Here is a 24,448-nt window from a genome sequence, read left to right as displayed (position 1 = left end):
GAGACTCACTATGCTTCTACTTCGATTTCTACTCCACCTGCTCATCTTCATCGGCGCGCTCGCGGCCGCTGCTACGGTGGTGCTGAGCATCTTGCTCATGCTGCGCTTCCCGCCGCTGCTGCTCGCCGTGGTCCTGGCCTGCTGGATGCTGAATCGCCTGCTCAGATTGCTCTGCCCACGCCCGGGCAATCCCTGCTGAAAACCCCCAGCGACAACCGCCAACCAGTCATCACCAGCGGCTGTGCATTCGGCCGTTATTACCACGAGGAACCATGATCAGATGCTTAATCTGCGAGTCCAAGGCCATTCTGACGCGGGACGTTGCCAAGGGCATCGCCCTGCTGGTCAGCCTGGCCGACAGTGCATTGCAGGGGGCTCAGGAGGCGGACACAGATACCCCAACCCTGGGGTCGCCAAATATCACTTCGGAGGGTTCAGGTATTTGTGCCTGCGCTGTGGATCGCTGTTCGATGAGCCGGGTACAGAGGAGGCGTCCGAGCCCGCCATGTAGTCGCCATGATTCAGCGCTCAGTCCTGGCCGAGCCGGGCAACCAGGCGCTCCACCATGTCCATGACAAGCTCACGGTCTGCCGCTGTCAGCCGGGAAAGAAGGTCATGGAGCCTGCGGGCCTGGTCCTCCGGGCGGGAGCTCCCTCGGTCAGCAGGTCGGCTGTTTCGCAGTTGAAGATAGTTGCCAGCTCGACCAGACGCTCATGATGATTCTTGGGAGGACCGACCTTAACAATCGCTTAGCTTGCAATCAATGAGCCTGGCGTACAGGTGTGTTTCAGCCATGCGGCTGGACAAACGCAACGCGCCATGCTGAAGCCCGGCTTCAGCATGGCGCGGGTCACACCCGGGCGGTCAACGTTTGCCAATGCTAGCCAGGTAATCCAGGCAGCTGTCGACGGTTTCCACGTCGGCGAACTTGGCATCAATGTCAAACAGGTTCCAGGCCACCGCGCCCGGTACCCGGTCGCCGATGCACTCTTTCACGGCGATGGTGCGGAAGCCTTCGGCCAGGCCGTCGCACAGGGTGGTACGCACGCAAGCCGAGGCCGTCACGCCGGTCACCAGGATGGTGTCGACCCCTGCCGAGCGCAGGTACCCGGCCAGCGAGGTGCCGCTGAACGAACTGGCGCGCTTCTTCACCAGCACGAACTCGCCATCGACTGGCGCGATGCGCGAGTCGATCGCCCAGAGGTTCTCATCGGCCTGGTTGACCACGTCCACCGGGATCTTGTTGTGCCACTGGCCCATGTCGGTGTTGGGGTCATGGCGGTCGGTGTTCTGGTAGCAGGTGGTGACGTGGACGATCGGGAAGTGGTTGGCACGGAACACCTTCATCAGGCGCTGCACGCCGGGGATGATTTCGTCGTCGATCTTTTCGCAGGTGAACGGGTTGCCTGGGCGGGTCCAGGCGTTGGCCAGGTCGACGTTGATCAGCGCCGGGCGCTTGCCGAAGCCGATACGGCGCTGGAAGCCACGCTCCTTGTAGAGCTTGGTCGATTCTTCGAAGGCGCGTTCGAGCATGGTCATCAGGTCTTGCGACATAGTGAATCTCCCCAGTGGGTCGTTGTGAGCGGTTCGGCAAGGAAGGTTTGCCTTGACCTGGAACTCACGATAATCTCGGCCACTGATGACATCCAATTCATTGTTGTCGAGCATTGATACCAAAATGAGCATTAATATCCGCTTTGATCTCAAGCAGATAAAAGCCTTCGTCCGCGTCGCGCAACTGCTGCATTTCAAGCGCGCCGCCGATGCCCTGTTCATCACCCAGCCGGCTTTGAGCCGCCTGATCAAGGCGCTGGAAAGCGAGCTGGGGGCGGAGTTGTTCATGCGCACCACGCGCCATGTGGCGCTGACCGAGGCCGGTCGGCTGTTCTTGCAGGAATGCCAGCAGGTGTTCCGCCATATCGAACGCGGTATCGACCTGGCGCGTAGCGCCGCGGCGGGGGACATCGGCCACCTGACCGTGGCCTACAACGACTTCGCCATCAACGGCGCGCTGCCGGGCATTCTCGAGCGCTTCAAGGACCTGCACCCGGATGTGACCGTGGAGTTGCTGTACATGCCCTCTCACGAGCAGTACAAGGCGATCCGCGATTGCCTGATCGACGTGGGGTTCCTGCTGGGGCCAATGACCGAGCCGGACATCGCCTCATTGCCGGTGAACCAGGAACGCATGGTGGCAATTCTGCCGTCACGGCACCCGCTGGCCGGACAGGCCACTTTGCGCATCGAACAGTTGCGCGACGAGCGCTTCATCTTCGGTGCGCCCAGTGGCTGGAGCCTGTTCCGCGACCAGGCGTTTCAGCTGTGCCAGCGCGCCGGTTTCAGCCCGAACATTCACCAGGAGGCCACCACCAGCATCGGTATCCTCGGGCTGGTGGCGGCCAACATGGGGGTGTCGCTGTATTCGGAATGCGCCTACCGGATCCAGCGCGAAGGCGTGGTCATCGTGCCGCTGCAGGACGAGCATGCCCAGGTGCAGACCATCGCCGCGTGGAACGAGGAATACCAGAGCCCTACCGCCGCGCGTTTCAAAGCCCTACTAGGGCACCGAGCTGCGGAGCTTCACGCCTGATCTGATGGCGTAAGGCCGAAGCGATCGGTACTGGCATCGTAGCGCCAGTCGTGGCCGACACTGCTGGCCAGCCACTGCGCGCCATTGCCGGTGAGCTCTTGCTGGGGATAGCGCCGAACGATCCAGAACTTCATCAGCATGGCATGGATCACCAAACCGCTGACGAAACCGACTACAAATGCCCAGTCACCGGAACAGTACGCCAACACGCTGGCCGCAGCCCACGCTAACAAGCCGGCAGGGTTGAAACCGCGCCAATAGTGGAATTGCCCTTGCAGCTCATACAACTGCGGCACGTTCAACCGGCGTCGCCGAATCAGGTAATAGTCAGCCACCATGATCCCGCCAATTGCCGAGAGGAACGATCCATACGAAAACAGGAAGGCGAACAGGTTATCGAGGATGGCCCACGGCATCGAAAGTGTACCGATGACTCCCGCGATCATCACTGCAGTCGGGTATCTGACTCGTGGTGCTCCAGCATTGACGAAGGTCAGCGCCGCCGGGATCAGGTTGGCTGCAGTATTGGTCGACCACTGTGCCAGCACCACCAGGACCATCAGCACGACCAGGCTCAGCCCGGTGCTCTGGGCCTGGATGACATTGATTGGATTCCAGTCTCCGGCGGCGACGAAAGATGCCGCGCCAATGACCGCGATCCAGGTCTGAGTCAGCGGTAATGCGACCAGTTGAGCAAGAAAGATATGCCGGTTACGAGACAGGAACCCCCGAGCATTGACTGGTGTCCGCACGTAACGGGTGATATTGGGAATGTCGATGGCCAAGGTCGACCAGAAAGCCACGTTAGCCAGGAACAGGGTAATGATGGTCAGCTGCTTGTCGCCGACGAACGTCCAGATATTGACCCCTTTGGTGACTGCCAGCACATCGAGGGTCAGGTACATCCAAACCGAGATGGCAATGATCGCCGGCGCTGCGATGGACGAGAGAAACTCTACCGCCTTGATACCCAGCGCGGTATTGATGATTTGCACCACTGCGAAGATCACATACCACAAGGCCCAGTTGTCGAACCCGGTCAAGTACTCGACGATACCGCTCAGGGCCAGGGCGCCGAGGTAGGTCTGGATACCGAACCAGATCGCCGCGACCAGGCCGCGAAACAATGACGGAATGTGTGTGCCATGCACGCCGAACGGCGCTCGCAAATACACCGCGAAAGACAAACCATGTTCGGTACCGATGTCCGCGGTCAGGGTCATCAGTAGCGCCAGGACGATGTTGGCCAGCAGAATGATCGCTACGACCTGTGGCAGCGGCAGGCCGGCAACACCCGTAGCACCCAGCTGGAAGGTGGCGATCATGAACGCGATACCGATCCAGATCCAGGTGAAACCCAGGGTACCGATCGAGCGATGTCGTCGTTGTACCGGAAGAATCGACGGTTCCAACAGGTTGTGACGGGAGACGGCCGGAGTCGGTGAGACAGAAGTCAATTCGGGGCTGTTCATCGAAGCACCTGTGCATGAATGGAAGGCGCAACCTACCTGCCATGGCGATGGCCGCAGGCTCTTGGGGAAAGGAACGAACGTGGGCAACGGCCTTTGCTGGCGAATAGCAACCCAGCAAAGGCTGCGGCGGGCAGACCTGTGGTCAGCCCTGCAGTTGCTGGCGCCGGGCGCGGGTGGCCTCGATGTCCAGGCGCACCTGCTCGTCGAGCACCACTCCGTACACCTCAAAGGCCTGTTCGAGGCTGCAGAAGTCATCCAGCACGTCTTCGCGCACCTGCTCGGCACTGCGTTCTAGCGGGTTGCCATAGCCACCGCCACAGGGCGAGTAGTAGGCCATCACATCCCCCGCCTTGGACGCGTACCCGGAGAACTTCGACGGCATCGACACCACCTGCCCGGGGCTGGCGACATTGTAGATCTCGGTCTTGCCTACCACCCCGTCGCAGCCACCGAACACCCCCCAGGGCACATCGAAATGCCGTTCGCTTTCGTGGGTGATGAAGCCCGCCGTGAGCACCCGCTGGGCCTTTACCACACCGATGCCACCGCGGTACTTGCCAGCGCCTGGCTGCACATCGTCACGCAGCTCGTAGCGGTCGCAGATCATCGGCAGGTGCATCCCCAGGTCTTCGATGGGGTTGTTGCGGGTGTTGGCCATCAGGTTGTCGATGGCATCGGGCCCGTCGGATTTCGGCCGCCCGCCGTATGCCCCTTCGTTGACTTCGAGGAATACCCAATAGTCGCCATCGGCCTTCACCCCGGAATAGGCAGCGAAGGAGATCGACGCCGAGCTGCCGGCGATCACCCGCTCCGGCAGCACCGGGGCCAGGGCCTTGATGATGAGATCGATCATCCGGTTGCACTGGGTGAAGCGCGCCTCGGCAGCGGCTGGGAACACTGGGTTGAAAATCGTGCCCAGCGGCGCCACGACGCTGATCGGGCGGAACGACCCCTCGTTGGACGGCACCGGGCTGGGCAGCGTGGCAGCGTCGAGCAGCAGCTTGCGGAAGGCGGCGTAGGCGGCCACCTTGCACGAACCTTCGAACGGCACGTTATAGGCGGTTTCGGTTTGCAACGCCGAACCGGTCAGGTCCACCTCCAGGGCATCACCGCTCACTTTTACCGTGACCACCACCGGCAGGCGCCGCTCGCGGTTGCGGCCGTCGTCGTCGAGGAAGCCTTCGGCGCGGTAGTCGCCATCGGGAATCTGCGCGATCTGCTGGCGCATGATGGTTTCGGCGTAGTCGATCAACTGGTTGATCGCGGTAAAGCTGAAGTCCTTGCCGTAGCGGGTCAGTAGTTCCTTGAAGCGCCGGGCGCCCAGCTGCGCCGAGGCCACCTGGGCTTCGATGTCGCGAATCAGCTGGTCGGATGCACGGCTGTTGTAACGGAACATCTGCACCAGCGCTTCGTTGCGCACACCGCGCTCATAGAGCTTGAGCCCGGCCATCAGCATGCCTTCGGCGTACACGTCGCCTACGTCGATGATCAACCCCGGCGTAGCTGCGCCGATGTCGATGTGGTGCGCGGTGTTGCCGGAAAAGCCCACCAGCTCGCCTTCATGGAAAATCGGCACGATCACCGCCAGGTCCGGGCTGTGGCTGGAGCCGTGATAGGGATGGTTGTGCACCACCACATCGCCCTCGTGCCAGGCGCCACCTTGCAGGGTGGCCTCGATGCCGCGCAGGTAGGCCGGGATCGAGCCGATGTGCATCGGCGTGGATTCGGACTCGCAGATGGTCTGGTAGCGGGTGTCGAACAGCCCGGCGCCCATGTCCTGGGACTCGCGGATGATCGATGAGAACGACATGCGGTACAGCACGTGGCCCATCTCTTCGGCGATGGTCTTCAAGGCGCCGCTGATGACTTGCAGGGTGATCGGATCGACCGGTTGCGTATTCATGGCTGTGTCCTCTGGCGTTACTGGCGGGAGATGATCAGGTTGCCGTGGGCGCTCACCCTGGCCACCCAACCCGGCGGCACCAGCGAGGTGGAGTCGTGCTGCATGAGCATGGCCGGGCCTTCGATGTACTGGCCGGCGTGCAGCTTGCTGCGGTCATAGCGTGGCGTGGGCAGGCACTGGCCATCGTCGAACCAGGTGTCGCGCTCGTAAAGGAAGGCCTGGCCGGTGTCGCTGTCGACCGCCGCCGGCAGCGGCTGCCAGGCCAGCTTCTCGGACTGGGAATGGCCGATGACACGCAGGCTGACGACTTCCACCGGGGCATCGGCGTAGCAATAGCCGTAGTCCTGCTCATGCACTTGGTGGAAATGCGCCATGACCTGGGCAATGGCCTGGTGGTCCACCCTGCCGCCAGGGATCAGGGCACGCAACTCGAAGCCCTGACCGTCGTAGCGGCATTCGGCGATGCGGGTCAGCTGCATGCAGGCATCGTCCACGCCATCGTTGCGCAGTTGTTGCCGAACATTGGCTTCCAGTTCCTGCAAGGCGCTTTCGAGCCGATTCAATTGCGTGTCGTCGATGGTATTCAGGGTGCACAGCAACGAGCGCAGGGCCTCGTACTGCAGGTCGGTGGTCAGCAGGCCTGCGGCGGCGGTGATGCCCGGCGCTGGCGGGATGAGCACCGACTTGGCATTGACCTCATCGGCCAGCGCCGGACCATGCACCGGCCCTGCCCCGCCGAACGGCATCAGCACGAAATCGCGGGGGTCGATACCACGGGCCACCGAGTTGGAACGAATGGCCAGGGCCATGTTGTTGTTGACCACCCGCAGGATGCCCAGGGCCGCCCGGTGCACGCTAAGGCCCAACGGCTTGGCGATCTTCGCCTCGATGGCCTGGAACGACAGCGCCGGGTCGATCTTCAGGTCGCCGCCCAGCATCTGGTCCGGGTCCAGACGGCCCAACACGATGTTGGCGTCGGTCACGGTGGGCTCCTCGCCACCGCGGCCGTAACAGGCCGGGCCGGGGTTGGAACCGGCCGAGCGTGGGCCGACCTGGAAGCCACCGGCCGGGTCGATGAAGGCCACCGATCCGCCACCGGCACCGATGGTGATCAGGTCGATCATCGGCACCAGCACCGGGTGCCCGGACACGTAGGAGTCGCGCGGGTTCATCACCTTGATCTGGCCATCGACCAAGGTCGAGATGTCCGCCGAGGTACCACCAATGTCGACGGTGATGATGTTGCGCTCACCGTCGAGCCCAGCGAAGTAATGCCCGCCCATCACGCCACCGGCGGGGCCGGACATGAGGATGTTCACCGGCCGCTCGCAGCAGCTTTCAACGGTGGCCACACCGCCGTTGGACTGCATGATGCGCAGGTCGGCCTGGATGCCGTTTTCACGCAGCTGGCTGGCCAGGTGGGTCAGGTAGTGGGCGGTGCGCGGTCCGACGTAGGCGTTCATGGCCGTGGTGGAAAAGCGCTCGTACTCGCGCATCACGTCCACCACATCGGTGGAGCAGCAGACGAACGCCTCGGGCATCACCTTCTGCACGATGGCCTTGGCGCGCAGCTCATGGGAGCGGTCGAGGAAGGCGTACATGAAGCCGATGATTACGGCCTGCACGCCACGGGCCTTGAGCAACTGCGCGGCCTCGCGGACTTCCTGCTCGTCCAGCGGCGTCTCGACCTGGCCATGGGGCGGTAGGATGCGCTCGTTGATGGCGATGCGGTTACGCCGACGCACCAGCGGTGTGCTCTGCCATGGCACATCGAACTGCAGCGAGAAGTTGTAGGGCCGTTTGTGCCGGCCAATGTGCAGAATGTCGCGGAAGCCCCTGGTGGTGAGCATGCCCACCTCGGCGCCATTGTGTTCGATGGAAATGTTGGTCGCCACCGTAGTGCCATGGACGATCAGGTCCACTTCTTCGGCGCCGATTCCGGCCTTGGCACACAGCTCGAGAATCCCGCGCATCACAGCGATGGACTGGTCTTCGAGGGTGGTGGGGACCTTGTGGGAAAAGATCCGCCGGCCGATGGAGTCGCGCTCCGTGGTTTCCAGGATCAGGTCTGTGTTGGTACCGCCGACATCTACGCCTATACGGGCCATTCTGCGTCACTCCTGGTGATCGCGAATGCACTCGGCAACTGCGCCGCCGAGCCGATTCGCACGTGGGTCTTATGGTTGTTGTTGAGGTGCGGGGGCCCCAAGCGGGGCCTGTTTTTTTTATGCCAAGGGGTTGGCGGGTTGATCGGCGGCGTGGCTCAAGGGGCGCCCCGCCGTCTCCGGCAACGACAGCCCGCCCGCCAGGGCGAACAGGGCGATACCGGCCAGGTAATAGGCCGGCGACAGCGGGTCACCGCTGCGCTCGATCAGCCAGGTGGCGATCAGCGGCGCGGTACCGCCGAACAGCGTGTAGGCCATGTTGTAGGTGATGGCCGAGGCGGTGTAGCGACTGCGGGTGGGGAACACTTCCGACAACAGCACGGCCGTGACCACACCGCACAGCACCGCGCCGATGGCCAACAGGAATGCCCCCGCCAATGCTGGGTAGAACAACCCGGAGCGCGCCAGCAGAAACGCCGGGTAAATGGTCAGCACCAGCCAGGCGGCAGCCGTGACCATGGTCGGGCGCCGGCCAACGCGGTCGGAAAAGCGTCCGGCAAAGGGGCAGCAGGCTGCGGCGAACAGCAAGGTCAGCAAAGAGATCAACAGCGCTGTGGGCTGCGGCTGGCCGCCTTGCAGTTGCAGGTAGGTCACGAAGTAGGTGGTGCACATGTAGAACGACAGCGCGGTCAGCGAGATGAACGCCGCCAGGCAGCACATCGCCCCGCCCTGCTCGCGCAATGTCTGGCCCAGCGGTGCATGCACGGCACGCTCGGCGCTAGCCAGCGCCTTGAACGCCGGCGTCTCGTCCAGGCGCCAGCGCAGGTACAGGCCCACCAGCCCGAGGGGCGCGGCGATCAGAAAGGGCAGGCGCCAACCGAAGGTTGCCATCTGCTCGGCTGTCAGCCAGCGGTTCAGGGCATAGGTGACGATGGCGGCGGCCGCGAACGAGGCGAAGGTCGACACCAGCGCGGCACTGCCATAGCGGGCGCGCTGCCCGGCCGGGGCGTGCTCGATGAGGTAAATGCAGGCGCCGGCGTATTCGCCACCGGCGGAAAAACCCTGCACACAGCGGATCAGCGTCAACAGCAACGGGGCGGCCAGGCCGATGCTGGCATAGGTCGGCAGCAGCCCGATCAGGGTGGTGGCTGCGGCCATCAGCAGGATCGTGATCGACAACACCCGGCGCCGCCCGAAATGGTCCCCCAGCATGCCGAACACCAGCCCGCCGAGCGGGCGGAAAGCAAAGGCAACGGCGAACACGGCAAAGGTCTTGAGCAGCGCCGTGGTGCTGTCACCCGAGGGGAAGAACAACTGGGCGATGGTGGTCGCCAGAAAACCATACAGGGCAAAGTCGAACCACTCGACGAAGTTGCCGATGGACGCGGCCCAGACCACGCGTTTCAATTGCTCCGGCGCGACCGGCTGCTGCGACGTACCCGACATATCCACCTCACTGTCTGTTGGAGAACAAGCGATTGGCAGTTCGAAACCTTCACGCAGCGAGTGGGCTGCAGGCGCAGCCCTCAAGCTCAGTCCGGGCGGGCCTCTGGTGGGCCGTCACCGTCAATGTGCGCCCTGCGCCTCCAGCCCCCGACGGCTGAACACCAGCGAGGCATTGGCCCCGCCGAAACCGAAGCTGTTGGACATCACGCAATTCACCTGCTGCCCTTCGCGCACGCTGCGTACCAAGGGCAGCCCCTCGACCTGCGGGTCGAGCTGTTCGATGTTGTGCGAAGCCGCCATGAAACCGTGGCGCATCATCAGCAACGCATAGATCGCCTCGTGCACCCCGGCCGCCCCCAGCGCGTGCCCGCTCAGCGACTTGGTCGAGCTGAACGGCGGCAGTTCACCGTCGAAGGCAGCCAGTGCCGCCTGCAGTTCCACCAGGTCGCCGGCCTGGGTGCTGGTGCCATGGGTATTGAGGTAATCCACCGGTTCGGCGCAACTGGCCAGGGCCATCTGCATGGCGCGCAGTGCGCCGTCGCCGCTGGGGGAAACCATGTCCTGGCCATCGGAGGCAGTGCCATAGCCGATCACTTCGGCGAGGATGGTCGCCCCGCGCGCCTGGGCATGCTCCAGCGCCTCCAGCACCAGCACCCCTGCCCCGCCGCTGATAACGAAGCCATCACGGGCCACGTCATAAGGGCGGCTGGCAGTGGCCGGCCGGTCGTTGTAGCCGGTGGAAAACGCGCCCATGGCGTCGAACATGCAGCTCTGGCTGAAGTGCTCGGCTTCGGCACCGCCAGCAAACACCACATCCTGTTTGCCGAACTGGATCTGCTCGAAGGCGTGGCCGATGCAATGGGCGCTGGTGGCGCAGGCCGAGGCGATGGAATAGTTGAGGCCCTTGATGCCGAAGAAACTGGCCAGGCACGCTGAGACCGTACTGGTCATGGTACGGGGTACACGGTACGGCCCCACCTTGCGTACGCCCTGGCTGTGCAGCAGCTGGTTGGCCTCGACGATGTCTTCGCTGGAGCCGCCACCCGAGCCCATCACGCAGCCGGTGCGGGTGTCGGCCACCTGCTCGGGCGTCAGCCGTGCATCGGCGATGGCATCGGCCATGGCCAGGTAGCCATAGGCTGCGGCATCGCCCATGAAGCGCCGGTGGCGCCGGTCGATGCGCTGAAAGTCGACCTCCAGCCGGCCGCTGACATGGCTGCGCAGCCCCGCTTGCGCATAGGCCAGGTTGAAGGCGATTCCCGAGCGCCCCTGGCGCAATGCCTGGAGGACCTGCGCAGGGCTGTTGCCCAGACATGAGACGATGCCCATGCCGGTCACGACCACGCGGCGTAGCCCGATTGTCTGCTTCGATAACATGCACTGACTCCACAGGTTCAGAACTGTCCGGGCAACCTGGCTGGGTTGCCATGGACTCGAGTCTAAGGGGCGGCTTTGATTCTGATAATTCGTATTTCGTTAGCCATTGATACCGAATTTGGCATCAGTAATTATCCTGCGCCCATGGCAAAGCACCCCGCCCGGCCAAAGCCGGCGGGGCATGATGAATGCCGTTGCTGGAGGGTGGCGTCAGGCAAAGCGTTCGACCTGCGCCGACGTGCGGCGCATCAACACCTTGCCGTTGCGCACCGAAACCAGTGCGTGGCCCTGGCTGCGGACCATCTCGTAATCATCCGGCGCCGACAGCAGCAGCAAGTTGGCCGGCCGCCCGACCTCGATGCCATAACGCTCCCCAAGGTTGAGGGTGCGGGCACTGTTGTCGGTGATCAGATCCAGGCTGCGTTGCAGGTCTTCGTAGCCGAGCATGTGGCAGATGTGCAGCCCGGCTTCGAGAATGCGCAGGATGTTGCCGTTGCCCAGCGGGTACCACGGGTCGACGATGGAGTCCTGGCCGAAGCACACGTTCATCCCGGCGCGGTCGATCTCGGCCACGCGGGTCAGCCCGCGGCGCTTGGGGTAAGTGTCGAAGCGCCCTTGCAGGTGAATGCTCTCGGTCGGGCACGAGATGAAGTTGATGCCCGACATTTTCAGCAGGCGGAACAGCTTGTAGCAGTAAGCGTTGTCATAAGAGCCCATGGCCGTGGTGTGGCTCGCCGTGACCCGAGCGCCCATGCCACGTACCCGGGCCTCTTCGGCCAGCACCTCGAGGAAGCGCGACTGTGGGTCGTCGGTTTCGTCACAGTGCACGTCCACCAGGCAACCGGTGCGCTCAGCCAGCTCCATCAGGAACTTCACCGACGACACACCCTGATCGCGAGTGTTCTCGAAATGCGGAATGCCACCGACCACATCGGCGCCCATGGCCACCGCTTCGGTCATCAGGGCCCGGCCATTGGCGAACGACTCGATGCCCTCCTGGGGGAAGGCGACGATTTGCAGGTCAACCAGGTGGCGTACTTCCTCGCGCACCTCGACCATGGCCTTGAGCGCGGTGAGCTTGGGGTCGGTCACATCCACATGGGTTCGCACGTGCTGAATGCCATGGTCCACCAGCATGTCGATGGTCTTCTTCGAGCGCTGCTTGATGTCGTCGTGGGTGGTGATTTCCTTGCGCTCGGCCCAGCGTTCGATGCCTTCGAACAAGGTGCCGCTCATGTTCCACTTCGGCTCGCCGGCGGTGAGGGTGGCGTCCAGGTGAATGTGCGGCTCGACGAAGGGCGCCACCACCAGGTTCTGTTGGGCGTCCAGGTCGTCGGGGTTGGCCAGCACCGCCACATCGGCCTGGGGCTCGATGGCGGCGATACGGTCGCCGTTCAGTTCGATACGAAACAGGCCCGACTTGCCACGCAGACGGGCGTTGATGATGTTCATGCTGTTACTCCTTGCATTGGGCTTCGCTCATGCGCCATACCAGCATGGCGACCGAAGCGTTCATACGAAATAGCGGGTCGTCGAGTGACTGCCCACTCAGTTGTTCGATACGTTGAATACGTTGGTTGATGGTGTTGCGGTGCAGGCCCAGACGCTGGGCGGCCTTCAGGCCATTGCCGTTTTCCTTGAGCAGGGCGTCGAGGGTATGCACCAGCACATGGGGGTGCTTGCGGCCGGGCGCGATCAGTGGGCCAAGGGTTTCGGCGACGAAGTCGTCGATCAGCGAGCGATCGACGATGCCTTGCAGCAGGCGCAGCACGCCCAACTCGCTGAAGTCGCAGAAACCGGTGGCCGGGCGCAGGTTCTGCGCCACTTCCAAGGCCTGGCGCGCTTCATTGAGCGCCTGGCGGTAGTGGGCGCAATCCTCGGCCAGGCGCGACAGGCCCATGAACAGGCCCAGTTCACCGACCACGCCCGCCAACTGCCGGTGCAGCGCGGCCAGGGTGGCGTGCAGGCCGTGGGCATCGGCCAGTAACAACACGAACAGGTCACCCGGCAATTGCGCGGTCACAGTCCCCGGCCTGCCACGACACCAGGCCTCAAGCTGATCTTCCAGCGCCTGGCGAATGCCCTGCCACACGCGCTCGCCCTGGGCCAGCCCATGGCGCTCGAACAATCCATCGACGCCAGACAGCCGCAGTGTCACCAGGCGCCGTGGCTCGTCCAGCGCCAGCTCAAGGTGCGCGGCCCGCTGCCGAGCGATGGCCAGGCTCGGGTAGTCGCCGGTCAGCAACTGGCCGAGGATGTCATTGCGCGAGCGCCGCACCTGGGTCATCTGCACCAGGGCCGTACCGATCAGGTGAGTGACGACCACCATTTTCAGCGCATACGGCTGCTCGATCAGCGGCAGCCCCAGTTGCTCGGCGCGCTCGATCACTACAGGCGGAATGCCGTGGATGAACGTGCCGCCGGTGAGGATCACCATGCCGGCAATGCCCACGGCGTCGCCATCTTCCACCAGGCTCAGCAGGTTGGCCTCGCCGCGTGGGTGGTTGATGCCGGTGACGAACACCAGCTCGCCGCCCATCACCCACTCGGCAATGCCTTCGTTCTCGGCCACATACGGCCAGCGCACCCGCCGCTGCAGGTTGCGCGCGCCGGCCCGGACGGTCATGTCCTGCAGGCCGGGCAGGTGCAGGATTTCGTCCAGCGCCAGGCTCACGGTTCGACACCCGCCTGGCCCAGCGCCCGGCGCCGGCCGCTCAGTTCAAGCATGACGATGTAGCACAGGGCCGAGGCGCCAATGCCCACCAGCGGCGCGACCCACGGCGAGGCGTAGGCCAGCACCGCACCCAGCGCATAGGACCCGAGGCCCAAGAAGTTGTAGCGCGGCAGCTGCACCGAGGCCAGCGCCGGGTACTTGCCGCGGTGGCGGTACCAGAAGTCGGCCATGATCACCCCACCCACTGGCGGAATGATCGAGCCCAGCAGCACCAGGAACGGGATCAGCATTTCATACATCCCGCCAATCGCCAGCACGATGCCCACCGCTGCCGCGACCAGCGTGGCGATGCGTCGACGCTCGCTGCGCAGCAAGTGGCAGGCCGCTGCCGAGACGTTGTAGATGGTCGGTCCCTGGATGGTCCAGAGGTTCAGGCAGAGCATCACCACCGCCGCGAACGACAGGCCTTGCAGCATCATCACTTCGACGATGTCGGCCTGCTGGTAGACCATCGCGCACCAGGCCCCGGCCACCACCATCAGGCCGTTGCCGAGCAGGAAGGCGACGATGCTGGCCACCACCGCCACCCGCCCGCTGCTCGACAACCGGGTCCAGTTGGTGGCCTGGGTGGCACCGCTGGCGAAGGTGCCGAAGACCATGGTCACCGCTGCCGAGAAGGTCATGGTTTCATGCGGCACCACCGCCGCCAGGCCGGCAAAGCCCCCGGCATCGGCGGTGGCGATATACATCGAAACCAGCAGCAGCGCGAACATCAGCGGCACCGACACCCGCGACAGCAGGTCCAGGCCCTTGAAGCCGATGATCGCGGTAATGCTGAAACCCAGGCCGAACAGCACCATCAGCGGCACGGTGAAACCACCCGCCAGGCCCAGCAACTTGACCAGCACGATCGCCACGGTCGCGGTGCCCCAGGCGTACCAGCCAAGTTCGGCGAAGCCCAGGATGAAGTCGGAAAGCCGGCTGCCCGCCTCGCCGAAACAGAAGCGCCCCATCAGCACGCTGTTCAAGCCGCTGCGCGAGGCGATGAAGGCCAAGGCCGCCGCGTACAACGCCAGCAGCGTGTTGCCGATGGCGGCGACCCACAGCATGTCGACGAAGTTGAAGGCCATGCCCAGCTTGCCACCGGCGAACATGGTGCCGGTGAAGAAGGTAAAGCTGAACAACACCATGGCAATGGGCAGCAGCCCTTTGCGCGAGGATGGCGGGGCTTCGCAAAGCGGGAATTCGGTAGGTGAGCTCATGGCACGGTGCTCCGGGTTGTCGTTGCGACTAGGGGAGCAATATGCGGGCCGCTTTTGCCAAGCGCGAAAAACAGGAAATTTGCGGGCAATCGGCACAACTTTACCTGTTCACCTTGCACACTATTTTGCCGAATTGATGAATTAAACCTGTGCGTTAAGACCTGTTTTGATGCGGGCGCGCACCAACGCGGAACAGCACTGGATAGTTTCCACGCAGCCTGCCGTCGGCGGTGCGCGCCGGCCGTCATTCGCTGGCGCTGACATCCACCTCTTCCAGCTGTCATCCGGATCGAAGCGTTTCATGGCCTTGGCAATCTTGTCGCCCTGTGGCCCCAGATCCTTCTCGAACACCTGGTCGTCGTGGCTGATCATGAAGCTCATGACACCGCTATCGTTGTATTTCGCCGGCCAGGCGACCAGGGCGAAGCCGCGGCTCATCTGGTTGCCGATCAGGTAGCTGTAGGCGCCGCCCGGGGCCGACGAGCCTTGGCCATCAAGGATGCGGAAGTGGTAGCCGTACCAGGCATCGCCCACCACATCCTTGCCGAACAGCGGCCCCAGCGGGCTGATCTCGCCGCCCTCTTCGTCCTCCCAGAACAGGCCGTCATGCTTGCCGGGCGTGCTGAAGATCTGCTGGGCATATTCCAGCGCGCCGTTGCTGTTGCGGTCCTTCGAGGCGTAGTCCATCTGCGCGTCGTGATAGGCTAGGACCGACTGCAATGCAGCCAGCTCGTTACGGCCGATGCGCCGGGCGTGGATTTCGGCGCTGCCGGCCTTGCGGTCGAAGCGCCAGCCGTTGGTAGCCTTGGTCAGCCGAACCAGTTCTGCATCAGATGCACGCTCAGCTAGCTTCCCGACCGTAGCATCCAGTAGCGGCCGAATGCGGCCGACAGTACTTGCCTCAGCGCGAATCGTCTCCAATGACCGTTTCAAAGCGAGTGCAGCCACTGTCCCAGCATCTGTGTCGGACACCTTGCGCATGTCGCGACCATTTAGGCCAGGGTTCAGGTTGGTTTCGCTGAACGGGTGATCGGCCGGCAGGCTGGGCTCATCGACATGTTTGTTCGGCACCTCGCAGGGGAATGGATCGATTAGGAATCCCGGAAACCTTCCTTGCCTGCCCCTTGCGCAAGCAACGAGCTCCTACCGGTTTGAGCCGCAGATGTTGATCATTCTTGACCAGGTAACGCATGGCGCAAAGCACGTTAGCCCGCCCATTCAGGTCCCGCCTGTGGATCAGGCCAAGCCCCAGCCTGTCTTGGTATTTATCTTTTTCGAGGTTGCAGTTGTGGTAGCAGCCCTGACCAAGAGTGATGTGCTCCCACAGCTCGCCAATCTGCTGCGCTCTGTAGATGTCCGCACCCACCTCTGAGCCGTTGAAGAAAAAGGCCGCATGGATGTGGTAGCCACGATCCTCACCCTGCTCAACACTGCAGATGTAGCCGGTCTCATGATCGAAAATCGGGTTGCGTTCACGCCCCTTAATCAACCGCCTCAGATCATCGAACACACGCTCCACACGCAACCTGGCCTGAGCCTCTTTCCGGTAATACAGATCGACCCTGACCACGCAGGTACGGGCGTAACGATCAAGCACAGCATCCACGTAGCGAGTGATCTCAGTCTCCTGCTGAATGGCCTGGTAGCGCTGATCATGATGCTCACGCTGCTTGAACTCCTTCTGGGTAAAGAGGCTACGGATGCATTGGGTTAGCTCGTTCAGTGTCTCGCTGGTGCTCAGGTAGCGAGTTTCATCCTCGCTCAGGCAGGTAATGCCACATGGGCTGAGTTCAACCCCGATGATCTGGCAGGCTTGCTGAAAGAGGCTCAACTGCCAGCTGTACTGATACTCCACATCGCCTTCGAACAGCATGATCATCTGTTCGACACCATTGAAGTACCTGGACAGCCTGGTATCACTGACCAGTTCATATCCCTGCTTCGAGTAGGTGATTCGGTAGGCTTGGCTATCGGTACGCTGGATGGCATTGATGAGACGTTCAATCCGGATGGCGGTATCGGACTGGGATAGATAGGTGTTTGTGCTTCGCTTGGTCATGGGTATGTACCTGTTGATGGTTTCTCATACCAGGTACGCAATGTGTGTTTTTTTAACCTATGACCTACTCACTTACTGGGATATAGGACTGGTGTTGCTATCCATGCCTATACCTATTAAATAGATAGATATTGATAGTCTGTAGCTATATAACTAGATCCCGATCCAGTCTCATGTAGCCTTCCTAGGCTGGCCCGACAATGGGGAGCAGCATTGCCGAGCCAGCCGTCAGATTCGCCGAGGCGCATCTTGGGAGAGTTAGCTGAGAACGATTTTTCCCAGACGGCATAAGCGCCATGACCAGCCGAAGCCAGTCATGGCGCTTATGGTCATGGCTAGCTGGCCACACTCAGGTGGCCGACTGAACGTAGCGCAGCGCCACCCTCTGCAAGGTCGCGCTCCTCAATCCTTGCCAGGATCCAGTCGTGCACTTCACTGTCGACCCAGCCGACGCAGCGATCGCCCAGCGAGACCGGTTTCGGGAAGGTGCCTTCCCCGATGTACTTGTAGATGGTCGACCGAGCAAGACCGGTCGAGTCGATGACTTCTTTCAGTCGGATGATTCGCATGAGCAGGCTCCTCTGTGGCTCAGAGGATCTGCAAGCACCGTTTAAAAAAACTAACCGGCCACAACACTGACCTACCCCGACCAAACCGAACACCCTCTCCCCGCCAGGTCACCCGCCAGCCAGACGCTTGAACTCCTGAGGTGAACAGCATGTCAGCCCTCCGTGCGGATGCTCCTCGCCGTAATCCTTGAAGAGTGACCTAGGCTCAGTCGATAGGGAAACGTGGCACATACAGCCCCGCCTCGCGGCCTTTACGAGGCTCTCCCCTATGCGTTGTTCTGCGTGCTGGCACCACGGATTACCAGCGGTGGTAGGTCGATATTCCAGACAACAAGTCGAGGGCTGGCCGAAGGCATCGATCGAACCGTCATCACTCAGCGATTGCACCGACAGAATGAACCTGCCGCTCACCACAGCGGTGTTTCTTGATCGGCTACAGCATCACTTCACAACACCACCTCCACTGCACCCGCTTGAAGCTGAGGGCCTCGTGAGTGCGGCGGCCAGACCGAAAGACAGACGCAGTTTTTCCACCGCCCTCGTCACTGAACTCGAAACCATTCGAACACCATCAGGAGCTAATCACCTCCACAGCGACACGACCCCGCTACGCCGGCCCAACTACTTGCTCAACGCGCCAGCAACGAGCCGTGGTCGCCCATGACACAGAAAATTCATTCACGGTTACCATCAACTAGATCTGCTGCTAATGCGGATTCTGAAATAGCAGCCCCCTGCAAACCCTTTAAGGAAGGTCTGAAAAAGACTTCCCGCATCTGGTGAAATACGCCGATCCCGCCAGCCGAGTTTTTCCATGAAGCAGATGACCTTCGCCGACGCCGAGTACGCCGGCAAGCGCAAGCAGACCCGTAAGGAATTGTTCCTGATCGAGATGGATCAGGTGGTGCCGTGGAAGAATTACTTGACGCCAATCTCAAGACAGACCCCCATCAGCAACTATCAGGAGCTGCTGATGTTCTTCGACCAAGAGGAGATAGGTTCAAACGAGCGAGTAGCTATCATCGAAAGGATCAGAAGGCTTTGGAGCAAAAGGCAATTCAATGAACGCTCCACTGACAAGAAGCAGGTCAACGTCATGCTCTCGAAAGCAGTAATTGCCCAGCTGGATGCGCTAGCAGAGAAGCATGGCCTGAAACGCGCTCAAGTCATTGAAAGCTTGATTAGGATGGAGGCCGATGCAGGCATGTACCTGGCCGAAAGCTAGGAATAGCCCCTCATCCATTACGGCGCTGCAGGAGCACTACCCCCACCCCCCACGAACTCAAAACAGGGTACAAAACCGGGTACGAAAAATCGCGTTACTCGCACAATCAGCTACGTAACAAGGCCTGCACACCACAACTTCCCGACTAACGTCTGAACGCGTCGTATTTCCCAAAATCGGTGAACTGCCGATCAAAGCCATCACCCCCATGCACATTCTTGAAGTGCTCAGAGCAGCCGCTCAAGATAATGGCCCATCTGTTGCCGCAGAGGCCAAGCGGAGCATGTCCGGAGTTTTCGAACTGGCAATTTCCACGTTGCGAGCCAGCACCGACCCGGTACACCCCGTTCGAAAAGCCCTGCCAGCCAACAAGACTCAGCACAAACGCCCTCTCTCCACCGAAGAAATTGGCCAACTGTTACGCGATGTCGAATCTCACGGCGGACGCCATGAGACCCTCTGCGCTTTCCAGCTCATGTGGCTGACTCTGTGCCGCCCCAATGAAGCTGTAGAGGCTCAGTGGGCAGAATTTGACCTGGAGAAGGCGCTTTGGCGCATTCCCGCCGAGCGGATGAAAAAGCGCAAAGAGCACACGGTGCCACTGCCGCGACAGGCAGTCGAAATACTGCGAGGCCTGCATTCCATCACAGGAAAATACACCCACGTATTTCCTCACCGCGACGTACGCACCCGCCCAATGGTTGCGGCCTCATTCCGCCAGATGCTCAACACCCTTGGCTGGGGAGGTAAATACAGCCCGCATGCCACGAGGACAACGGGCAGCACCAGACTCAATGAGATGGGCTATTCAGCAGACTGGATCGAAAGACAGCTCGCCCATACCGAGCAAAACGCTGTCCGCCGCACCTACAACCATGCCGAGTATTTGAGTGATCGAGCCATGATGATGCAGAGATGGGCGGACATGCTGGACAGCTGGAAAAAGGACTTAGGCTGAATGGAAAGAGACGTCGCTGATTACGAAAACATCGGCTGGCGCTTTCACCCGAATGCACCAACTACCCGAGAGAGGTTTGTGAGCTTGCGCTTGCCCATGATGAACGCGACCAGACCGAGGCGGCCTATTCGCGCTCCGACCTTCTGGAGAAGCGCAGTGCACTGATGGCGGAATGGGCCAAGTTCTGCACGAGCAAGAAGTGACCCACAGCAAGCCCAAAGCAGCCGGTAACAACAGGCAGAAACCGGCCAAAAGCGGTCATCAGGGCTGGCTTGAATCGGGGCCGAAGGATTACGCTCTCAGCCCCATAATTGCTGGTCAGACAGTTACCACGATCTTGCCGATCTGCTGATTGGCTTCAAGGAAACGATGGGCATCCTGGATGTCGCTAAGTGTGAATGTCTTGGCGATGATCGGGCGCAACGCACCGGACTCCAACCCTTGCAGAATAAAAGCCTTTGCTCTCTCCAGGGCTTCAGGGTCGGCCACAATCTCTGCGTAGAGATAGCCCTTCAAAGTCAGGCTTTTGCCCAGCACGGTAAACAGTGGGAATGGTGTCGGTTCAGAGCTAAGTGCGCCGTACTCCAGCAAAATTCCGCCCCGCGCCATGCTCTGCGTGAGAGGTTCCAAGGACGGCCCGCCTACAGGATCGAATACAACGCGAGCGCCTTGACCGGCAGTTATCGTCATAACACGCTCGACGATATCCTCTTCATCGCTGACGATGACATGCGCAGCGCCTGCATCAAGTAGGGCTTGCTTCTTCGCGTGAGTTCGAGTGATCGCAATCGATGTGGCGCCGACCATACGAGCCATTTGGAAGGCGGCCAAGCCAACACTGCTTGACGCGGCGGTAACGATGACAAAATCGCCCTGACGTAGCTTCGCCTGTTCAATCAATCCCCCCCAGGCGGTGACGTACTGCATCCAAGACGCCGCAGCCTCTTCAAAGGACAAGTTCTCAGGGCTCTTTACCACCAGGTGGGCCGGTACATTGGCCAACTCGCCGTAGGTGCCCCAGCGAGCAATATCCAGAGGTGGGATCAGAGCGACCGAGTCACCAATCGTGATCTCGGTTACGTCGCTCCCAACTGCCGTTACGATGCCTGCGGCCTCGTAGCCTAAGCGGCTGGGGAACTCCGCTTCTTGTAGGTATGCGTGATTGCGGAACATCACTTCGGCTCGGTTCAAGCCAAAAGCTTTAACACTAATTTTCACCTCGTTTGCTGCTGGTGCCGATACTTCCAGATCTTCCAGCTTCAGAACGCTGGCGTCACCGTATTCATGAATTCTGACAATGCGTGCCATCATAAATACCTCGTTTATCAATGGGCCTCGACGTACATCCGGAAGGTATCCGGGCACTCGAAAGGTGACAAAAATTTAGTCATTGGTTGGCGCTAGATAAAGGCCTACGATGGCGTATTACTAGAAACAGAGTGTTTATAATGGATCGCCTGACCCAGATGGCCACGTTCGTCAAAACAGTTGAGCTGGGTTCATTCAGCGCCGCTGCGGACGACCTGAATCTGTCCCCTCAATTGGTAGGGAAACAGGTGAAAATGCTCGAACAACATCTGGGTGTTTCCCTGCTGCACCGGACTACGCGCAGGCAAAGCCTCACCGACTTCGGCAGGGCGTTCTACCCGCGAGCAAAACTGATCCTTGCAGACATGCAGTCTGCCGAGAGCCTTGCTGCCCTCACTCGGGGCACACCAAGCGGCCGCCTTCGCATCAACGCGCCGGTCACGTTCGGAATCCGCACGCTTTCGCCACGCCTGCTGGAATACATGGTTCGGTATCCTCAGGTGTCTGTTGACCTAACGTTATCGAACGAACTGGTCGATATCGTTGATGATGGTTACGACGTGGTATTTCGCATCGGCGAGCTGGCGAGCAGTGGGTTGAAGGCATTGCCACTGGAGCCCTATCAGATGGTTTTATGCGCTGCGCCGTCCTATCTTGCACGTCGCCCTCCCATCATCAATCCGTGGGATCTACAGCAGCAGGAATGTCTGGGGTTTACCTATTCTGATGGCCGCTCACACTGGAGCTTCGACAGCCCGGAGGGGCGTATAGATGTTCCTATTACAAGCAAATTAACGATCAATCAAGGTGATCCACTGCTGGCAGCGGCTGTAGCTGGTCTAGGCGTGGTTCTACAGCCGATAGAGTTGGTTAGCGATGCACTGCGCGATGGGACACTGGTGCGTCTGTTGCCGCAGTACCCGGTGCCGAATACCGCAATGCACATCCTCTATGCCCCTGACCGAAGAATGACTCCAAAGCTGCGCAGCTTCTTGGAGTTTGCGCGTGAGGCTTTTGGGCAGCGAGGCCCTCTCTAACGCACGAAAATCAATGTCTGCGCTATCCGGTATTCGTAAAGGACGACGATTACCGTGGCTCACCGGATATGACCAAGCACCCCTTGCTGAGGAAGTACCTGCTGTAGCACTTCGCGGCGGAAGTCGAAGAACTGAAAGATGCCATGTTCGTTGGCTTGGGGCCGTAGGTCCAGAGCGTGCTGGAACGCCTGATCCAGGAGCGGGTTCTGAATCCCGACCGGGTGATTGCCGGCATGCTGCACCCCTCCGGAAACTGCACCTACCGGATCAACGACCTCATCGGCGACAGAAGCGCGCTGGTCCCGCACGCCACCAGCCCTGTGCCTTACGACCAGGTCCGGCGAGCATTTCGGGAGCGGTTCGTCACCGCCTGATCGAACGTCGGATGAGTGGATGCTGACGCGGGTTCAATTCCCAAACGGGAATAGAACTGGCGCCCTGTCTGATGCGCTCGGTTGGTGACCCGACCAGGGCAGAACTGGTAGGATTGCGGGCATCAAGGTCCGGATTCCGCACCTTTCCGCAGGAGTTTGCAGCGGTCGCAAGGCGCTGAGTTACATAGGTTTGGCGCAGGGTTCCACCCCACCGAGCCCCTGCAGGAGTTCGAATCGGTACGCCCCCCCAGAAACCCTCACTAGCCCGAACGACCCGATGCTAGGTCGTTGATTTTCAACAAATCGCTCGATCGATCCGCGCTTGCGGACTGCGGACTTCCAATGGGCCGGAAATCTGGCTCGCCCAGACGGCTCTCGATACCGACACGTTGCAAACAGTCGGTACTTCTCGATAACTACCCGACGAATCGGAACATCACAGCCAGCCCTGATGTTGCCCCTGCTTGCTGACGCAGCTTGGAAGTTCTGGCTGCAATATTGCCCCCCGTCGCTGTGGAAGGTAGCTCCCTGGGCAAGTGCAATCGAGGGGGGGGGGACGCTGCGTAGAGCTTGTGCCCCCCCATCCTGCAGCGCGACCTGATTGGGTCAAGGCCGGGTTGTCATGCAGGCAGTTTGGCTGCAAGCAGTTCGACCTTCTCGATATTGGGCGGAGAACTGAGCAAGGTCGCGGCGTTGGTCATCAAGGCCGCGGCGATCTGGCCGTTCAGATGTGCTTGGCGACCTGCCTCATCGGCAAAGGCATCGAACACACCGAACGTCGAAGGGCCAAACTTCAATGCGAACCAGGCAGTGGTGCCGGACTCGGCGTTGGCGAGCGGCAGTGCGCTGGCCAGGAAGTCGGCAAGCGCAGCCTCCTGGCCGGGTTTGGCTTCGAGGCGAACAAACAGGGCGAGCTTGGTCATACTGTAATCCTTTGGGTGAATGGGTTAGGTGAATGGATCAATGAGCCTGCAGTCTAAGTCGTCATGACAGCCATCTCTATAGACAATAATGACAACATTGATATCATTGTTGCCATGAAACTCCACATCCTTGTTTGTGATGGCGTGTTTGATCTGGGGCTTGCGGCGCTCACCGACACAGTGGGCTTGGCCAATGCGATGGCGGGCTCGCTGCCACAGACTCCCGCGCACATAGAGCTCACGCTGGTGGGCGTGCGGCATCGCATCCGAACTGCGCAAGGCTTGACGGTCCCCGTGGTCCCTGCGCGTAGTGTGCCGAAACCAGACGTCGTGCTCGTGCCCGCGTTTGGCGACAAGATGCCTGACACGCTCTCGGCTCGGCTCACACGCCCCGACGTGCCCGACGCGGTCGCGGCGCTACAGCAGTGGTCCACCGCTGGCGCGCACCTAGGTGCCGCTTGCTCCGGTAGCTTCTTGCTTGCAGAGAGCGGCCTGCTTGATGGGCATCGTGCGACGACGTCATGGTGGCTGGGGCCGATGTTTCGGCAGCGCTATCCGAACGTCAAGCTGGACGAGTCACGCATGATCGTGAACTCGACACGCTTCACCACCGCTGGTGCCGCTTTGGCCCACGTCGACCTGGCCTTGCGCATCATCCGGGAGCGCAGTCCGGCGCTGGCGGCCCTGGTGGCACGCTATCTGCTGGTCGAGGCACGCAGTTCGCAAGCCGAGTTCGTGATTCCCGACCACCTTGCGCATACCGACCCGATGGTGGAGCGCTTCGAGTGCTGGGCCAGAAGTCAGCTCGCGAAGGGGTTCTCCCTGGCCGAGGCGGCCAGCGCCGCGGGCACAAGCGAGCGCACCTTGGCGCGGCGGCTGCAAAGCGTTTTGGGCAAGACACCCCTGTCGTATTTTCAGGACCTGCGCGTGGAGCATGCCGTCCATCTCTTGCGCACCGGAAACGCGAGCGTCGACCAAGTCGCCGCACAGGTCGGGTACTCGGATGGGGTGACCCTGCGGGCCCTGTTGCGCCGCAAGCTGGGCAGAGGTGTCAGGGAGTTGCGACGCGGTGGATGACCAGAGGCGTTTGGTGTATGTACAGCTGGAGACCGCCGGGAAACTGACGCAGGCCAAACGGCGCATTTGGACCTGACAAAACTACTGCG

Annotated in this window: 20 protein-coding genes and 4 pseudogenes; 9 read left to right on the top strand and 15 right to left on the bottom strand. The window is 61.3% G+C overall.

Annotated features, from left to right (window positions below):
- The first annotated feature begins 10 nt into the window (after positions 1-10).
- Entirely contained in the window at positions 11-199 is a 189-nt protein-coding gene (locus tag PM2_RS24440; protein ID WP_009683519.1) for a hypothetical protein, read from the top strand.
- Positions 200-528: 329 nt separating this feature from the next.
- On the opposite strand, the pseudogene PM2_RS32160 reads toward PM2_RS24440, so the two are convergent.
- Both PM2_RS32160 and PM2_RS24430 read right to left on the bottom strand, forming a co-directional pair.
- A pseudogene (locus PM2_RS32160) lies at positions 529-713 on the bottom strand (helix-turn-helix domain-containing protein); the annotation flags it as partial.
- Between the two features lie 151 nt (positions 714-864).
- The gene (locus PM2_RS24430; protein ID WP_009683518.1) at positions 865-1,554 is read right to left on the bottom strand and encodes an isochorismatase family protein; all 690 of its coding nucleotides are present in this window, start codon (positions 1,552-1,554) and stop codon (positions 865-867) included.
- A 124-nt stretch (positions 1,555-1,678) separates the two neighbouring features.
- Between PM2_RS24430 and PM2_RS24425 the strand changes: the two genes are divergently transcribed.
- Positions 1,679-2,590 (top strand): LysR family transcriptional regulator, encoded by a 912-nt coding sequence (locus tag PM2_RS24425; protein WP_009683517.1) that lies wholly within the window; start codon positions 1,679-1,681, stop codon positions 2,588-2,590.
- Here the strand turns inward: PM2_RS24425 and PM2_RS24420 are convergent.
- The 11 genes from PM2_RS24420 to PM2_RS24370 form a co-directional block, all read right to left on the bottom strand.
- On the bottom strand, positions 2,581-4,062 hold the full coding sequence (locus tag PM2_RS24420) for an NCS1 family transporter (RefSeq protein WP_023101486.1): 1,482 nt from the start codon (positions 4,060-4,062) through the stop codon (positions 2,581-2,583). The two genes, PM2_RS24425 and PM2_RS24420, sit on opposite strands and share 10 nt — an antisense overlap.
- Positions 4,063-4,204: 142 nt before the next feature.
- Positions 4,205-5,965: a hydantoinase B/oxoprolinase family protein gene (locus tag PM2_RS24415; protein ID WP_009683515.1), complete on the bottom strand. Its 1,761-nt coding sequence runs from the start codon at positions 5,963-5,965 to the stop codon at positions 4,205-4,207.
- A gap of 17 nt (positions 5,966-5,982) precedes the next feature.
- The gene (locus PM2_RS24410; protein WP_023101487.1) at positions 5,983-8,073 is read right to left on the bottom strand and encodes a hydantoinase/oxoprolinase family protein; all 2,091 of its coding nucleotides are present in this window, start codon (positions 8,071-8,073) and stop codon (positions 5,983-5,985) included.
- A 117-nt stretch (positions 8,074-8,190) separates the two neighbouring features.
- Positions 8,191-9,516: an MFS transporter gene (locus tag PM2_RS24405; protein WP_009683512.1), complete on the bottom strand. Its 1,326-nt coding sequence runs from the start codon at positions 9,514-9,516 to the stop codon at positions 8,191-8,193.
- A 120-nt stretch (positions 9,517-9,636) separates the two neighbouring features.
- On the bottom strand, positions 9,637-10,893 hold the full coding sequence (locus PM2_RS24400; protein ID WP_009683511.1) for a beta-ketoacyl synthase N-terminal-like domain-containing protein: 1,257 nt from the start codon (positions 10,891-10,893) through the stop codon (positions 9,637-9,639).
- A 210-nt stretch (positions 10,894-11,103) separates the two neighbouring features.
- Complete coding sequence (gene codA, locus PM2_RS24395; RefSeq protein ID WP_023101488.1) at positions 11,104-12,345, bottom strand: cytosine deaminase; 1,242 nt, start codon at positions 12,343-12,345, stop codon at positions 11,104-11,106.
- Between the two features lie 4 nt (positions 12,346-12,349).
- The gene (locus PM2_RS24390; RefSeq protein ID WP_023101489.1) at positions 12,350-13,567 is read right to left on the bottom strand and encodes a PucR family transcriptional regulator; all 1,218 of its coding nucleotides are present in this window, start codon (positions 13,565-13,567) and stop codon (positions 12,350-12,352) included.
- Positions 13,564-14,829 (bottom strand): cytosine permease, encoded by a 1,266-nt coding sequence (gene codB, locus PM2_RS24385; RefSeq protein WP_023101490.1) that lies wholly within the window; start codon positions 14,827-14,829, stop codon positions 13,564-13,566. Before codB ends, PM2_RS24390 begins: the two co-directional genes overlap by 4 nt.
- Positions 14,830-14,970: 141 nt before the next feature.
- A complete protein-coding gene (locus tag PM2_RS24380) occupies positions 14,971-15,810 on the bottom strand; it encodes a DUF2950 family protein (RefSeq protein ID WP_079279884.1) in 840 nt (279 codons plus the stop codon).
- 67 nt (positions 15,811-15,877) lie between these two features.
- Positions 15,878-16,888 (bottom strand): YagK/YfjJ domain-containing protein, encoded by a 1,011-nt coding sequence (locus tag PM2_RS24375; RefSeq protein ID WP_028699807.1) that lies wholly within the window; start codon positions 16,886-16,888, stop codon positions 15,878-15,880.
- 335 nt (positions 16,889-17,223) lie between these two features.
- Positions 17,224-17,457 carry a helix-turn-helix transcriptional regulator gene (locus PM2_RS24370; RefSeq protein WP_028699806.1) on the bottom strand — a complete coding sequence of 78 codons (234 nt, stop codon included), beginning with the start codon at positions 17,455-17,457 and terminating at the stop codon, positions 17,224-17,226.
- A gap of 814 nt (positions 17,458-18,271) precedes the next feature.
- Here PM2_RS24370 and PM2_RS30840 point away from each other — a divergent pair.
- The 4 genes and pseudogenes from PM2_RS30840 to PM2_RS31640 all read left to right on the top strand — a co-directional run.
- Positions 18,272-18,406 (top strand): annotated as a pseudogene (locus PM2_RS30840) (IS5/IS1182 family transposase); the annotation flags it as partial.
- A 24-nt stretch (positions 18,407-18,430) separates the two neighbouring features.
- Positions 18,431-18,682 carry a RepB family protein gene (locus PM2_RS32180; protein WP_500797382.1) on the top strand — a complete coding sequence of 84 codons (252 nt, stop codon included), beginning with the start codon at positions 18,431-18,433 and terminating at the stop codon, positions 18,680-18,682.
- 154 nt (positions 18,683-18,836) lie between these two features.
- Positions 18,837-19,640 (top strand): annotated as a pseudogene (locus PM2_RS24360) (tyrosine-type recombinase/integrase); the annotation flags it as partial.
- A gap of 50 nt (positions 19,641-19,690) precedes the next feature.
- Positions 19,691-19,843, top strand: a pseudogene (locus PM2_RS31640) (integrase); the annotation flags it as partial.
- A gap of 115 nt (positions 19,844-19,958) precedes the next feature.
- Here PM2_RS31640 and PM2_RS24355 read toward each other — a convergent pair.
- Entirely contained in the window at positions 19,959-20,948 is a 990-nt protein-coding gene (locus PM2_RS24355) for a zinc-dependent alcohol dehydrogenase family protein (protein ID WP_028699804.1), read from the bottom strand.
- A 140-nt stretch (positions 20,949-21,088) separates the two neighbouring features.
- Between PM2_RS24355 and PM2_RS24350 the strand changes: the two genes are divergently transcribed.
- On the top strand, positions 21,089-21,985 hold the full coding sequence (locus PM2_RS24350; RefSeq protein WP_013970892.1) for a LysR family transcriptional regulator: 897 nt from the start codon (positions 21,089-21,091) through the stop codon (positions 21,983-21,985).
- A 176-nt stretch (positions 21,986-22,161) separates the two neighbouring features.
- Positions 22,162-22,359: a hypothetical protein gene (locus PM2_RS31400; protein WP_013970891.1), complete on the top strand. Its 198-nt coding sequence runs from the start codon at positions 22,162-22,164 to the stop codon at positions 22,357-22,359.
- A gap of 620 nt (positions 22,360-22,979) precedes the next feature.
- Here PM2_RS31400 and PM2_RS24340 read toward each other — a convergent pair.
- Entirely contained in the window at positions 22,980-23,282 is a 303-nt protein-coding gene (locus tag PM2_RS24340; protein ID WP_028699803.1) for a putative quinol monooxygenase, read from the bottom strand.
- Between the two features lie 63 nt (positions 23,283-23,345).
- Between PM2_RS24340 and PM2_RS24335 the strand changes: the two genes are divergently transcribed.
- Positions 23,346-24,359 carry a GlxA family transcriptional regulator gene (locus PM2_RS24335; protein WP_028699802.1) on the top strand — a complete coding sequence of 338 codons (1,014 nt, stop codon included), beginning with the start codon at positions 23,346-23,348 and terminating at the stop codon, positions 24,357-24,359.
- The last annotated feature ends 89 nt before the right edge of the window (positions 24,360-24,448 follow it).

The organism is Pseudomonas monteilii NBRC 103158 = DSM 14164 (assembly GCF_000730605.1).
GTDB classification, from domain to species: Bacteria; Pseudomonadota; Gammaproteobacteria; order Pseudomonadales; family Pseudomonadaceae; genus Aquipseudomonas; species Aquipseudomonas monteilii.
This window is presented reverse-complemented; position numbering and strand designations above follow the sequence as displayed.